At 41.9% G+C, this 13,757-nt stretch carries 13 protein-coding genes; 10 read left to right on the top strand and 3 right to left on the bottom strand.

All coding sequences use genetic code 11. From position 1 onward, the window contains the following. Nucleotides 1-58 precede the first annotated feature (58 nt). A complete protein-coding gene (locus OW495_RS01135) occupies nucleotides 59-952 on the bottom strand; it encodes a LysR family transcriptional regulator (RefSeq protein ID WP_017109745.1) in 894 nt (297 codons plus the stop codon). A gap of 140 nt (nucleotides 953-1,092) precedes the next feature. Here OW495_RS01135 and OW495_RS01130 point away from each other — a divergent pair, with 140 nt between their 5' ends. From OW495_RS01130 to OW495_RS01105, 6 genes are all read left to right on the top strand, one after another. After that, on the top strand, nucleotides 1,093-1,740 hold the full coding sequence (locus tag OW495_RS01130; RefSeq protein ID WP_289884477.1) for a class I SAM-dependent methyltransferase: 648 nt from the start codon (nucleotides 1,093-1,095) through the stop codon (nucleotides 1,738-1,740). A gap of 209 nt (nucleotides 1,741-1,949) precedes the next feature. Beyond that, entirely contained in the window at nucleotides 1,950-2,453 is a 504-nt protein-coding gene (locus OW495_RS01125; protein WP_289884474.1) for a YcxB family protein, read from the top strand. 79 nt (nucleotides 2,454-2,532) lie between these two features. Next, nucleotides 2,533-3,258: a metallophosphoesterase gene (locus tag OW495_RS01120; protein WP_289884473.1), complete on the top strand. Its 726-nt coding sequence runs from the start codon at nucleotides 2,533-2,535 to the stop codon at nucleotides 3,256-3,258. A 167-nt stretch (nucleotides 3,259-3,425) separates the two neighbouring features. Continuing rightward, nucleotides 3,426-4,628, top strand: a complete 1,203-nt coding sequence (locus OW495_RS01115; protein WP_289884468.1) for a YbfB/YjiJ family MFS transporter — start codon at nucleotides 3,426-3,428, stop codon at nucleotides 4,626-4,628. A 14-nt stretch (nucleotides 4,629-4,642) separates the two neighbouring features. Continuing rightward, nucleotides 4,643-5,272 (top strand): glutathione S-transferase family protein, encoded by a 630-nt coding sequence (locus tag OW495_RS01110; RefSeq protein ID WP_289884467.1) that lies wholly within the window; start codon nucleotides 4,643-4,645, stop codon nucleotides 5,270-5,272. 102 nt (nucleotides 5,273-5,374) lie between these two features. After that, complete coding sequence (locus OW495_RS01105; protein ID WP_289884464.1) at nucleotides 5,375-7,411, top strand: FUSC family protein; 2,037 nt, start codon at nucleotides 5,375-5,377, stop codon at nucleotides 7,409-7,411. A gap of 250 nt (nucleotides 7,412-7,661) precedes the next feature. Here the strand turns inward: OW495_RS01105 and OW495_RS01100 are convergent, their stop codons facing one another. Together OW495_RS01100 and OW495_RS01095 are read right to left on the bottom strand one after the other, a co-directional pair. Continuing rightward, nucleotides 7,662-8,375, bottom strand: coding sequence for a hypothetical protein (locus OW495_RS01100; protein WP_102513817.1), 714 nt, complete (start codon nucleotides 8,373-8,375; stop codon nucleotides 7,662-7,664). A 352-nt stretch (nucleotides 8,376-8,727) separates the two neighbouring features. Beyond that, entirely contained in the window at nucleotides 8,728-9,639 is a 912-nt protein-coding gene (locus OW495_RS01095) for a LysR family transcriptional regulator (protein ID WP_198599795.1), read from the bottom strand. A gap of 121 nt (nucleotides 9,640-9,760) precedes the next feature. Here OW495_RS01095 and accD point away from each other — a divergent pair, with 121 nt between their 5' ends. The 4 genes from accD to OW495_RS01075 all read left to right on the top strand — a co-directional run bounded on the left by accD (nucleotide 9,761) and on the right by OW495_RS01075 (nucleotide 13,661). Beyond that, complete coding sequence (gene accD, locus OW495_RS01090) at nucleotides 9,761-10,627, top strand: acetyl-CoA carboxylase, carboxyltransferase subunit beta (protein WP_102513816.1); 867 nt, start codon at nucleotides 9,761-9,763, stop codon at nucleotides 10,625-10,627. Between the two features lie 309 nt (nucleotides 10,628-10,936). Further along, nucleotides 10,937-11,179 (top strand): hypothetical protein, encoded by a 243-nt coding sequence (locus OW495_RS01085; protein WP_065112314.1) that lies wholly within the window; start codon nucleotides 10,937-10,939, stop codon nucleotides 11,177-11,179. A gap of 189 nt (nucleotides 11,180-11,368) precedes the next feature. Beyond that, nucleotides 11,369-11,815 (top strand): NUDIX pyrophosphatase, encoded by a 447-nt coding sequence (locus tag OW495_RS01080; RefSeq protein ID WP_017109737.1) that lies wholly within the window; start codon nucleotides 11,369-11,371, stop codon nucleotides 11,813-11,815. 751 nt (nucleotides 11,816-12,566) lie between these two features. Further along, nucleotides 12,567-13,661: a methyl-accepting chemotaxis protein gene (locus OW495_RS01075; RefSeq protein ID WP_076671591.1), complete on the top strand. Its 1,095-nt coding sequence runs from the start codon at nucleotides 12,567-12,569 to the stop codon at nucleotides 13,659-13,661. The last annotated feature ends 96 nt before the right edge of the window (nucleotides 13,662-13,757 follow it).

Genomic DNA, 13,757 nt, shown 5'->3' with positions numbered 1-13,757 from the left:
GAAGATCAACAACAGGAGCTTCAAGGTTAATTAAGCTCCTTACTTCTTCCTATCAATACTATTTTGATAATTCTTTACTCAAAAATTCAAAGACATATTGGATTCTCCGATTGGTTCTAAGTTCACGATGAGTCACAAGCCAAAGCTCCGTTGAGACAGCCCCCAATTCCGGCAGGACTTTCTCTACACCATCTGCAGGTTGAACCAAGCTTTCTTGAAAAAAACCAATACCAACGCCTTGTTTGACTAACTCCCAATAGACCGTGTGATTGCTTGTCGTCACTGGAAAGCTCTCAGTGGTAAGGCTTAAACCGCGTCGATTTAACATCGAAATAATGTCTTGATAATCAGATGGGCCGATAAAAGCAGCATGATTAAAATCAGACAAAGCTTGCGGATTATCGATTGAATCAAGATAGGAGCTTGTCGCATAAAGGTAGAAATGGTCATTTCGGAGCTTCTTAGCGATTAAGTCTAACTGCTCAGGTCTGTAAGATCGGATAGCAATATCGGCCTCCCTGCGTTTCAAATCACTGCTCCCGTTAGATGCGACCAGTTCAATCGTAATTTTGGGTTCAATACACCTCAACTTCGATATGATCGCAGGCAACTCATAAACCGCCATACTCTCTGATGCACTGATGCAAACCGAACCTTCTAATAACTCTGACTTCCCAGAAGCTGTCAGGGATAAATGGGCGGCAGCATTCCCCATACTCTTGACACACTCAGCCAATTCGACACCACTTGGCGTTAACTCAAGCCCTTTACCTACACGCTCAAATAGAGCCACTTTAAGTTGCTTCTCCAATGCGTTGACTTGCCTACTCAACGTTGGCTGAGAGCTATTTAAAGCCTTCGCTGCCGCTGACAAAGAACCCAACTCAGCTGTTGCAAGAAAAGCTCTCGCATGATTCCAATCAAAATCTACTGCCTTCCAATCTATTCGCATATGAATACCTTTTATGCATTTTCGCCCCTACCAATCCATAATAGCATCGATAGAATGTAGTTAATTGGTGAATTTCAACTCATCAAGATCCAACTCAGGCAACAGATGTATGGTTTAACGAAACTGAAAGGTGGTAGGTAATGAACAAGACTGAAAACTTCTGGAATAAGGCGTCAAAAGGTTATGACAAGTCTGAGGCTCGCTTTGAATACATACATAACATGACAAGAGAAGATGCCAAAAAGCACCTCAATGTTAGCAATGTGGTACTGGATTATGGATGTGGAACAGGCACAAAATCATGCGAGTTAGCGAGCCATGTTAAGGAAATTCATGCCATTGATATATCAGCAGAGATGGTCGAAGCGGCAAAAAATAAAGTCGCTAATAACAACATAGAAAATGTCCATTTAGCCCAAGCTACTATCTTTGACAACGAATACAAAAATGAGTCATTTGATGTGATCTTCGCTTTTAACATATTACACACTGTTGATAACCCCCATCATGTCGTTCAACGAATACATGAGCTACTAAAGCCTAATGGGCTATTGATTTCGACCACACCTTGTCTAGGGGGAAGGAAGTCTTTATTGATTAGCATGCAGATTCACCTGGTTAGAATACTTTCGAAAATCGGAATCATCCCCATCACGATCAGGCAATACAAAAGCTCTGATTTAGACAATTTATTAATAGAAGGTGATTTCCAGATAACGGAAGCCAAAGAGATATACAAAGGGGCATCCAGCTACTTTGCTGTCGCAAGAAAATCAAATCGTCATTGATTAGAGCGAAGAAATACGGTGATTATTCGGAGTTAGAATCCCATCGGCTATAGAGTGAATACGCTGTGTCGGTATTATTGATTTACAAAAGAGCATCAAAACCGCTAAAGAAAAGTATCGAGAAGCGATACAATGCTCATGCTGCAAGACCGCGGCAAGCTATGCCCATTCAATGAAAGCACATTCACAGAACCTTAAAGTAGCCACACATGTCTAAAGATCTCGGTTTCACCACAGAATACACCCTCGACAAGACGTTTTTTGCAGAGTGTTATGATCAAACTAGCCTTCCGACTCAATTTCCAAAAGCCTATTTAAAAGGAATACTGTTTCTTGTTTTTGGTGTGGTTCTATTAGAGTTTGAGCTATTACCGAACGGTTACGTTGGCTGGTTCTTTATTGTTTTGAGTGTGATTGAAGCATTCAGTGTGTACTGCAAAAGAACCTGGTGGCTATGGCGACAAAAAATCAGCTCAGGCGCTGGTAGCAAAGTAGTCTTTGCGGGGAACATTGATGGTGTGAGTTATAAAAACCGCAAAGCCACCAATACTATCGCTTGGAGTGACATCGACCAACTTGAACAGACCGATCTCGGCTTTATCCTTCATATTGGAAAACAGCGCCAATATGTCAGTAAATCTTGTTTAAGCGATGAAGCAATCGCGTTCATGATTGAACAGCACGAAGCTTCTAAAGCATCCAAAGCTAACTAGCATCTCTAAATGCCTGCCAATTTGGCAGGCATTTTTCTATCATCTTTAACAATGTGCATGTAATGACCGGACAACAACCATGAACACCGTATACCAAATCAGTGATTGCCACCTATCCGATGAATCTAGCTATGAGAACCTGCGTAAAGCCTTGGAACACGTCGCTAACGATCCAACCTGTGAGAACATTTTCCTGACCGGTGATATTTGTTGTAATCCAAAGTCGGGAGACTACGTTCGATTAGAGGCGTTCATTAGGCAACACATTGGTGATCAATCCATTTACGCGATTGCGGGCAACCATGACGACTCTCGCTTAATGCGTACTGAGCTAAAAGGCTCGACTATTGTCGTCACCGATAAAGCGATTATCAATGAACGAAAGTTTCTATTTCTGGACTCTAGCGACAAGCCACTTGATAGCCGTCATCCACTCGGTTCAGGGCGCATTGATAACCGTGGAATGACAAAGCTAAAACAACAGCTAAGAAAAGCGAATAATCCAATCATTGTTATCCATCACCCTGTCATTCCAGTCGGAGCTGAGTGGATGAAAGTCATCTGTTTGGAAAACGATGTCGATGTGATGAGCCGACTTCGAAAACATAGCGTGCGTGAAGTTATTTGCGGTCACGGCCATGATGGAATAACGGTTACACAACAAGGCGTAACTCAATACATGGCACCTTCAACAGCCTACGGTTTTGACCACTCTATCAATGAATACAATCGCAGCGAGAAGATTGGAATAAGTCGAATTTCATTCTCTGATCATTCAATCGACTATCAAGCTATGTATTTTTAACATTGAACTGAGTTCAAAAGAATAAATTCCAGAATGTAAATGACTGATTTGATATTTACAGAGGATATAAATCACCATCAAACTCCACACATTAGAGTAGAAACTCATTTGGAGCACTCAAGTTAAAATGTTAGCGTGATGTTACAAACACAAACATCAGGCGCGACATGCAACAAATAAAACTCTTAAACCGCGCCACTTTCGCTGGGCTTGCGGCAACATTAGTCGGTAATGGCATTGGACGCTTTGCCTACATTGCCTTGATGCCAGTGCTCATACAGAGCGGATGGTTCTCAAGTGAAGATGCCTCAACCCTTGGCGCCGCAACGCTGATTGGCTATATCTTTGGGGCTCCTGCTTCCAGCTTTTTACAACGATATTATTCAACCGGCACACTCATACGCGCCTCTCTTTTATTGAGCAGCTTTAGTTATCTTGGTTGTGCCTTAAAGACTGCCCCCTTTGAATGGTTTTTAACATTGAGAACCATGGCGGGAATAACGGGAGCCATTCTTATGGTGCTCGCGCCACCCATGATTGCGAGCCTTCATCCTCAAGAAATGAAAGCAAGAATCAGTGGCGTCGTATTTTCAGGGATCGGGCTTGGTGCCATGATCTCAGGAACGATCATACCTCTGCTTATCTATCAAAGTGTGGAAAGTGCATGGTTAGGTATGGGAGCCATTGCTTTTCTAGCGACCGTTTTGACATGGAATACATGGAGTCTTGAGGTTCAACAGAGTCATTGTACGATGAGCCCAGCTTCGTTTAGAGACTTATCCAAGCGCACACGTATCAGTATTCGATTTGTGCTTTTAGCCTACACCTTTGGCGCCATTGGTTACTTGCCTCACACTCTCTTTTGGGTCGACTATATTGTTCGTGAGTTGGGAATGACTTTATCAAGTGGCGGGATTTATTGGGCCGTATTTGGTATCGGCGCTGCGATTGGACCAATAGTGACAGGCGTATTAGGCGATAGGATCGGACTCAAAAGAGCGTTATTAACTGCGTTTTTCTGCAAAGCGATTGGCGTTGCACTTCCACTATTGAGCACAGGTACCGTTGCACTTTTTGTTTCGTCCTTGCTCGTCGGTATGTTTACTCCAGGTATCGTCACACTCGTATCAACTTACACTTTAGAACTCGTTGGAACACAGCTCCATACGAAATCTTGGGGAGCCATGACAATGGCTTTTGCTATTTCCCAAGGCGTGGTTGGCTTTGTTATGGCTCATTACGCACCACAGTTAAGCAGCTATAACATCCTATTTATGGTCAGTACGAGTGCACTCATCTTGTCGATAGTCTGCATTGCATTTACATCAACCAAACAGCAATCATTAAATACTGCTCAAACAAGTTCTTAGCAAAGGAATCGCTCATGAAACTGTACTTAAATGATACCTCACCATTCTCACGAGCGGTGTTGGCCACTGCCTACCTGTGCAATGCGCCACTTAAACTTGAATGGATCGACCCATGGCAGACACCCCAAGCATTAGTCACAATCAATCCATTTAGTACCATCCCGGTTCTTGAAACTCATGAGGGTATTGCGCTCACCGAGAGCTTAATGATCTGCGAGTTTCTATTGCAGGCTTACCCAACTAAGACACTCACAGCAACCAAAACTAGTGATAGTAAGCGCATGTCGTTATTGGGGATGAGTAAAACCCTAATGGAAGTAGCATTTCGCTGCGCTGCATTGAGCCGCTTTGAAGCTGAACAAAATGTGCTGACAGTTAGAGGAAAGGAAGGTATTCAAAGAAGCGTTCAATCACTTATCGAGCAACTGAATAACACTCATGATTTACTTCAGCCTGATTTCTCGACGTTGTACCTACACGTTGCATTAGATTACGTTCTGTTCAGGCACGCGAGTTTACTCTCAGTTAGAGAAGTAGATACCCTCTCCACCGCCTTACAAAGTTCCCCTTTCACAGACACACTGGCAAAGTTAAGCCTAGAAGCGCTTTCCAATAAACCAAGCTTTAGCGAGCTATACCAATAGAAGAGGCTTGCAGCGATTCAATTTATCAATCTGTGATTGAAACCAGCACAATCAGGAGGTTTGGCGTTACACTGAACGAGACATATTAAGTAAAGAGGGCCTATGACGTTTTCTCCTGCCATTCTGCGTAAAATCTGGTACTCCCCTTCGATTAACTTAGGGCTTCGCGCCACCAGTGCCATTGTGTTGTTTCTTGGTTTAGGGGTGTTGTCGAATCACCTCAACATCGCAATGACCGCGCTAATGACTATGCCAGCGGCTTTAATTAGCGGTCTTGATGCAGCAGGCCCAAGGCGGTGGACACGTTTTGCGATTACCGCAACTGCTTGGGGAATCACTTTAGCCGTCAGTTACGTCCTGTTGAACAGTGGACTGCCTTTATGGTTAACCTACGGCGCAATGGGTGCCTTACTTGCCAGCACAGCGGTCAATGGTCCATTCTGGGCACGGCTAGGCATGTCCAGCCTCTTAATTGCAGTCGTCACCCTATCACTCCATAATTCCAACTCAGCGCTAAGCTTGTACCCAATGTTGGTACTTGGCCCACTTACTTTTGCACTGTTTAGCTGGCTTTGGTTTGCCCTGTGGAAACACTATGCATTGCGCGTGTGTCTATCTGCGATTTACGAAACGTTGGCAGACTATATTCAATATCGCCAAACCTTCTTGTTAGGAGGCGAAAACGAAGCGCCAAAAAGACGCATCAAATACCAGCTCATCGAGTTGTTCCAACAAGCACTTCAATCCGAGTCCTTTCGATCTAAACACGAAGACGCAGACTCGCTCCGACAAGCCTTATTTCTCGCGCTCGATACATTTGAAGTGATACTCAGCAGCCATACAAGTAACCCTGATTTATTGAGCCAGTTTCAATCAAGTAAGCAAAAGCGAGATTTGTTATTGGTTTGGAGCCAACATTGTCAGCAAAGGCTAAGACACAAAGCCAAACAGCTTTTGCACAACACGAATGAAGAGATGGAGCACTTAAGCTCATTAGAACAAGAAGCCAATGATTTGATTGAAGCGGTAAAGCTTGAAGACCAACCCCGCTTTCGTTATTGGGCATACGCAGTGAAGCACATTTCTCGTCGTATTGAGCTTAATGAACCCGCCTATGAACGCTCTTTTGAAGTGCAGCCGTTCGAATTGTCGTTTCGCCTGCCAAGCCGAGGCAACCCGATTTGGCGTCATGTTACCCGTGTTGGTTTGATGTTCGCACTTGGTGCTGGAATTGCCGAATACTTTGAGTTGATTCGCCCTGACTGGGTGTTGATCTCGATGTTAATGGTGATTCAGCCAAGCTTCTTGGCGACCCGCAGTAAAACTTGGCAACGCTGTTTAGGCACGGCACTTGGTGTGCTGTTCGCGACTTCCTTGATTCATATTGGCGTGCCAACGACCGCGATGTATACGCTGATGGTCATCCTCTTACCCGTCGCGATGCTTAATATCATGCGGAATTACTCGCTAGCAATTGGTTGTATTACCGCGCTATTGATTTTGATTTATCAGACCATGGCACATCAAGGGCTCGATTTTGCCGCGCCACGCTTGATCGACAACATCGTGGGGGGCACCATTGTCCTACTCGGTTATGGTTTATTGTGGCCGCAATGGCGAGGCAAAGAGATCAACAACCAAGCGTTAACGGCTCTGAACAGTTCAAAAAGCTTGTTTGTGTATTGCTATGAACAACTGCAAGTAGACACCGAACAACGCGACCACATGGCCTTAACCAAGCAACGTGCTGCCATGCTGACGGCAGAGAGCGACCTAGAACTCATCTATAACGAAATGCAACAAGAGCCAAGACACACTCGCACCGATCCCCATTATTATGAAGATATGCTGAGTCACTATCGATTATTGAGCCATTATCTCTGTCTGCTGATTCCGCTTATCAGAACAGGCACGCAATACCAAGGAACTCAACAAGTCGAACGCTTAATTCACGATGCTATGAACGCGTTGGTCAATACCATTCGCGATAATCACGTCCATGAACTACCCGCGCTAACCAATAATGCCGATCACCTCTCCTCCACAACAGGTCAACGTTCGGTAGAAGAAATAATCTGGTTAGCGCTGATGACAGTAAAACAGATGCACGATTTAGTTAGGTGTAATCTGGAAAGCTGAATTCAAGACTTAAATACCAATAACGAATCAGATTTCGCTCTGTATTTTTAGAGCGAAGTGTTTGGCACGCTTTGAGGAACAGGCTTGTTAAAAAATGGCCGACACATATTTGCTCCAGAACAAGTTAGATTAAATATCTATACACAATTTAAGGATCATTAAACACGGAAATCTCCGATTTTGATTCAACACATTTGCTATCATCTTGTGCTGATACATGTTAGCGCTGCGATTTGAATCCGCGTGGAACTTAGAGGTTGTAGTCAAATTGGCCAGACATCACATAAGAAAGTTCAAGCTCGGCTCTATATCGAACATCTTCATCATTTATCCCAAATTCTCTAATCTCTTTAAGTACGGGAAACGACATGGCAGTTAGCACTTCTGATAGACTATCTCTATCAGGTTGAGACCCTAACAAATTTTTAATTTTCTCACTGAAGAACTCAGGGTGTCTTTTCAGAATTTCTCTGCTTATCAGATGCTTGGTGGATTTGTGAGGGTGGAAATGTGCAATGTCACTAGTGTATGGGGTGTATACGACATTACCACCACGACCAGATAAAGGACGCGGAACAGGTGGAGATGAAAAACGTTGTTGGATAATTCGATTAGGTTCCTTAATGTCTACTTCGTAAGTATGATTACTATATGAAAACTCGCAAAAATATGGTTCTTTAATCCTATCGTCTGAATCTCGAGTTTGAATTGTAGATACCTTTCTACAACATTTTTCAGAAATATTAATAGAGTATTTTTTGCATGCCTTAATAGCATCGAATAATGCACTTTCCTCTGTTTTACCTCTGCCGGATATCGGCGCAAGGTTGAATTTTCCCCAATTTTGTTGCCATTCATTAACCATTGCCAGTGGTTCAACCCCATTAGAAGCTACATCCTCAATGATGTAGATGATCAAACTAACTACATGCTTGGGTTTTTGTTCGTTGACGTCTAGATACATACTTTTCCTTGTTATTTATCTAATTTATTTCATTTGTTTTGATACCAAATTATAACCTGAGATAGCAATATTCAGTACAGTTGAAGACACATACTATGATTTTTCTGCTTGGTTACTGTTTTTGTGAATGAATGATCTTAGCCAACTACATTTAGGCAGTCCATGTAGTTTCAATACTAAGAGTAATACGATAAGTTGGAATTATTGAAACGTCGTAACTCGGAATTATCCAAGATTTTGTTATCACTACCCGAAAAACAAAAATCCTCGCAAACACGAGGTCTTAGTTTTATCCATAAATAGTGAGTACATCTTTAACCTAGGGAAGAGCCCCTAGCCTCCGAATTTTCTGTTATTTTTGCGCATCTAGATTCGCTTGATGTTTTAAGTGCTCAATGAACATCGGAACCTTTTTTGCTATATGCTTTCTCGACGCATAAAAGGCGTACAGCACCAAATCTTCAGGTTTGTATTCAAGTTCTATGACTTCCAAAGAGCCAGTATCTATTTCATCGCGACAAAATTCAGCAGGGAGTATCGCAAACCCCAAACCAGCCAATGAACCTGCTTTAGCGAGTTGTCCACTATTCACTTTAAATGTAGATTTTACTCTTTGAGTAATTACCTGATCTGTTTCGTTCTTAAATACCCATGGCGTACCATTTAACGCGGTAAAGCTGCTAATACAAGGTACATGTTTCAAATCCGTAATATTAAAAGGCTTAGAAGATGTATGAAGAAGTTTGGGTGAAGCCACAACAACACTAGGCCAACGCTTAATCTCTTTCGCTATCCAATTGTTATCCTCTAGCTTCCCTCGATGAAAACTCAAAATAACGTCAAACCCGTCAAGCGGATCCCCTTTAGGGCTAATACTCGTATCACAACATAATGAAATAGATGGATATTGAGTACAAAACGAAACGACGGCTTGGGCCAAGTCAGGTGAGTCAGGCATTAAAACATTGAGTTGCCCTATGACTTCACGAGAGTGTTGTGTCACCTCTTCAAGGGCATCATTGAGTTTATCCAACAATGGCTGAGTTCGTAGATAGAGGTGGTCCCCTGCTTCTGTCGAAGCAATTCGGCGCGTTGTTCTATCAAAAAGTCGAGCATCTAGCTGCTCTTCTAGCAACGCGATATGACGACTGACGTTTGATGTCGGCAAACACAGAAACTCCGCAGCTCTCTTAAAGCTATTGTTCTCATAAACACAGTGAAAACTTTTTAGCCATTGTTGATCAATCTTCTCAAGCATTCCCATTAATCCCACCCACTCTAATAATCCCACTTAATTGGATTATTAAGCCAATATTAGCCACTTTATTACCAGAAACAGGCTTATACAATACTCATCATTAAAAGTGAACTGGATAAGGTTTCCAATGAGTTGGATAGAAAAACTATTAGATAAGAAAAATATAATCAGTACGCGTAAAGCGAATATTCCAGAAGGCGTATGGACCAAATGCCCCTCTTGCTACCAGATCCTGTACAGCATAACCCTTAAAGAAAATCTGGAGGTATGTCCAAAATGCGATCACCACATGAGGGTGTCGGCACGCTGTCGCTTAGACAGTTTTTTAGATAAAGGTATGAAAGCTGAGTTAGGCAAACAACACGAGCCGCAAGATCTGCTCAGTTTCAAAGACAATAAACGCTACACAGAGCGCCTTGCCCTAGCCAAAAAAAGTACAGGTGAGAAAGATGCAATAGTCGCGATGCAGGGAGAATTGTTAGGGATGCCTGTTGTAGCTTGCGCTTTTGAATTCTCTTTTATGGCTGGCTCAATGGGTGCCGTTGTGGGCGCTTGCTTTGTTGATGCTGTTAATGCAGCCATCGAGGCTAACTGCGGATTGGTATGCTTTTCGGCTTGTGGTGGAGCGCGTATGCAAGAGTCACTGATGGCTTTAATGCAAATGGCAAAAACGAGTGCTGCTTTAAAACGGCTATCAGATGCAAAGCTCCCTTATATCTCCGTATTAACCGACCAAACATTTGGTGGTGTATCAGCAAGTATAGCAATGCTTGGTGACATCAACATTGGCGAGCCCAAAGCGCGAATTGGCTTTGCTGGACGCAGAGTCATTGAACAAACGGTACGAGAAAAGTTACCTGAAGATTTTCAGCAGAGTGAATTCCTATTAGAGCATGGCGCATTAGACATGATTATTGATAGACGTGACATGCGTCAACGAGTGGCTAAACTGATCGCGATGATGACCAATACACAAATTCAAGTTGAGCATTAGACCACTACACCTCGCCCTAAAATGAAGTTCAGCGATCTCTTTAGATTAACGACCGCGGGGGAGAACATTCTTTGTCGATAAACTGAAGCCGCACTTGTCTCGTACCTATCACGATCGGTATTCAGTTCCTTTTCTTAATACGATCAATAAATGATTCAAGAAGTAAGACCTACACGACTGCATTTCATTGGATTACTGAATTTGAACTGGCTTCTTATGGTTAAAATGCCGTATGGTACAAACAATAAAATTATAGATATCTGAGGCCTTTGCCACAGAGACTCTCCATTTAAAGCGAAAAGACTTACTATGAATTTTGATATCAATGCACTGAAACACCACCAACTGGTCGAAGATGGTCAATTAGAAGGGTGTTACATTCATCAGCCTGTGCAAGGCAGTCAACCAGATGACAAAGCAGTTTTAGAAGAGCGCCAAGCGCTGGAAAGCCAAGGACATAAGGTAGTTCAGGTAAAAGCGAAAGGTGGAACAACAACGTTTGCCGAGGCTATGCAAGAGCTTGCGAAGAAGACAGGCCACCAGCCTAAGTAGTAAGTGAGTGGATAGAGATAGTTATAACGTTCGCTAACGTTAGTCGTTTATCTATCCATATTCGCTGTTCTCAATAAACACCGTTCCGAAATTGCACAATAGAACTACGAAAACTTCAGTCTAAAATTACCCAATTTTTTTTAATGGTTGTAGTATCTATTGATGCATAACAATTGTGGAACTAATTTAATGAGAGCACCATTTCAGGTATTGATATTCCCATACAAATTTGAGTTGGCAGACCCAATATTCTTGATTGGTCGTCGAGCTGATAATGGAGAGTGGCAGGCAATTTCTGGTGGCGGTGAAAACCGAGAGTCTTTTCTCGATGCTGCGATAAGAGAATTATATGAAGAAACCTCGTTAACAGGTATTGATTGGGTCCAACTAGACTCTATGTGTATGTTGCCTAGAGTGTTTTATTCTGGTCATGAAAAATGGAATACCCATCCTTATGTGATACCAGAATACTCATTCTCAGTGAAGGTTTCGGGTGAACCACAGTTATCTTCAGAGCACTCTATGTTTCGCTGGTGTAAGGCCTCTGAAGCGAGTGAGCTTCTAAAGTATGATTCAAATCGAATAGCGTTATGGGAGTTATCTGAACGACTTAAGTTCCATCCTATAAAGAGTTAGAATCGAATTGATGTAAATTCAATTTCTAATGCCTTGAATAAGAGAAACAAACTGCTTTTTGTTATCTTTCAAGCTCCCGAAATATTGCCTATCTAATTCTTCGATTAACGTCAAAGCCATTTCTGTCAAAGATTCTCCAGTCTGTGTAAGTTTAAGAGAAAATTACGTGAATCTTGAGTAGCACGACTTTTGACAATTAATTTCTTTAACACCAAGCCGTTCATTGATTTGGATATTGCTACCTTATCTAAACCGGTAGTTAATACTATTCCTACTTATATTGTTTTTTTCGATCTCTTTACACCATAGCACTGAAGTGTGTATTGCAAACTGAGTATGATTAAGAGCCTTAAGTATCCTTAGTGCCTCAGAGTGCCATTTGGTGTAAGTCGCCCAAAATTGTAGCCCTATGCTTTGCGGCTAAAGGTCGGGTAAAGCCTAAAATTTAACTCTATGTACAACATCGGTGGACTCACATTTATTCTGATTAATTCGAACAGCAATACCCTTACCAAAAATCATTTAAAAACATTCAATGCGGACATATTTAATATTTACGTTACGTAAATTTAAATAACAAAAGTGTCAATTTGATTATTTATAACCTCTAAGTACTCAATAGGGGTAACATACTTATAATATTTTGTTACAATCCTGTCGGAAATAATTACCATTAAAACCAATACGTTATAAACCCACTCACTTTATTCGCCTCACAAATAACTTCTCGAGTTACACATATAGGTATTTTATGTTTGGAATGAAAAAAATAAAATTAGAAAATGCATCACTCAAACAAGAGTTAGCCGAACTAAAAAAGAAGCATGACGCTGATATTAATGCCCTCGAAAATCAACTCCAAAAGTCTCAAAAACTTGTTCAGTCGACACATGAAGAACGCCACAACAGTAATGCAATGATGTCTAATTGTTTGAAAGGTGGAGATATGCTTAAAACCATTCAAAAAGAGATGGTTGAAAGTGCCAAATCTATGGCTCATGAGAACCTAGAACTTCAGCAATTAGATGACATGTTTAAGCAGACTCATCAAGCATTAGTCCGTTTAGATAACCGAGCAATTAATATCGGTACTCAAGCATCTCAAAGCATTGAATCTGTAACTATATTAGATAACACTGCTGGGGCTATATCTAACCTTGTATCAACCATTCAAGAGATTTCTGACCAAACGAACTTACTGGCACTAAATGCTGCTATCGAGGCCGCGCGCGCGGGTGAAGCCGGACGCGGGTTTGCTGTCGTCGCCGATGAAGTAAGAACCCTTGCAGGTAAAGCCAGCGAAGCCAGTGAAAAAATTGATTCATTGGTGAAACAAGTTTTGACTCAAGTAAATTCGATTAAAACCTCTATCGATGAAAACCAAGTTTGTGCAGAAGAAGTTTCAGCATCTTCTGCACAAATTAGCTCAATTGTTAATGAAGTCGTCGTGAAGTCGGAAAACATGAAGCAAGTTATTCATATTGCTTCCACTCGCGCTTTCTTAGATTCGGTGAAGCTCGATCACGCCATTTGGAAAAATAACACCTATCGTTTACTACAAAGCGGTGCCTTTAGTGAAACGATCAACACTCACTCAGAGTGTCGTTTAGGTCAGTGGTATTATCGTGGTGATGGCAAAGCTTACAACCACCTGAGAAGTTATCAACTGCTTGAAGAACCTCATAAACAGGTGCATGACAATGGTCGTAAAGCAATGAATCAAGCGGCATCTGAGGACATTGAAGGAACAATTAGATCAGTTAAAGCTATGGAAGACGCAAGTATACAAGTTGTCTTTCAAATCGATCGTTTAATGAATGAAATCATAGAAACTGAATCAAAGTAGCGTTTAGTTTCACTTATTCCATACATTCGACTTGGTTAGTGCAATACCACTAACCAACTTCTATCTAAGAGTTTATTCGAAACAGATTTATTGCCA

The organism is Vibrio sp. 14N.309.X.WAT.E.F5, assembly GCF_030397615.1.
GTDB lineage: Bacteria > Pseudomonadota > Gammaproteobacteria > Enterobacterales > Vibrionaceae > Vibrio > Vibrio lentus.
The sequence above is the reverse complement of the archived record's forward strand: the minus strand, read 5'-3'. Positions and strand labels throughout refer to the sequence as shown.

Bases quoted from the DNA above. Each gene is read 5' to 3' on its own strand.
- OW495_RS01135 (WP_017109745.1), bottom strand. From the start codon at position 952: ATGCGAATAGATTGGAAGGCAGTAGATTTTGATTGGAATCATGCGAGA.
- OW495_RS01130 (WP_289884477.1), top strand. From the start codon at position 1,093: ATGAACAAGACTGAAAACTTCTGGAATAAGGCGTCAAAAGGTTATGAC.
- OW495_RS01095 (WP_198599795.1), bottom strand. From the start codon at position 9,639: ATGGGAATGCTTGAGAAGATTGATCAACAATGGCTAAAAAGTTTTCAC.
- OW495_RS01110 (WP_289884467.1), top strand. From the start codon at position 4,643: ATGAAACTGTACTTAAATGATACCTCACCATTCTCACGAGCGGTGTTG.
- OW495_RS01100 (WP_102513817.1), bottom strand. From the start codon at position 8,375: ATGTATCTAGACGTCAACGAACAAAAACCCAAGCATGTAGTTAGTTTG.
- OW495_RS01125 (WP_289884474.1), top strand. From the start codon at position 1,950: ATGTCTAAAGATCTCGGTTTCACCACAGAATACACCCTCGACAAGACG.
- accD (WP_102513816.1), top strand. From the start codon at position 9,761: ATGAGTTGGATAGAAAAACTATTAGATAAGAAAAATATAATCAGTACG.
- OW495_RS01080 (WP_017109737.1), top strand. From the start codon at position 11,369: ATGAGAGCACCATTTCAGGTATTGATATTCCCATACAAATTTGAGTTG.
- OW495_RS01115 (WP_289884468.1), top strand. From the start codon at position 3,426: ATGCAACAAATAAAACTCTTAAACCGCGCCACTTTCGCTGGGCTTGCG.
- OW495_RS01105 (WP_289884464.1), top strand. From the start codon at position 5,375: ATGACGTTTTCTCCTGCCATTCTGCGTAAAATCTGGTACTCCCCTTCG.
- OW495_RS01085 (WP_065112314.1), top strand. From the start codon at position 10,937: ATGAATTTTGATATCAATGCACTGAAACACCACCAACTGGTCGAAGAT.
- OW495_RS01075 (WP_076671591.1), top strand. From the start codon at position 12,567: ATGTTTGGAATGAAAAAAATAAAATTAGAAAATGCATCACTCAAACAA.
- OW495_RS01120 (WP_289884473.1), top strand. From the start codon at position 2,533: ATGAACACCGTATACCAAATCAGTGATTGCCACCTATCCGATGAATCT.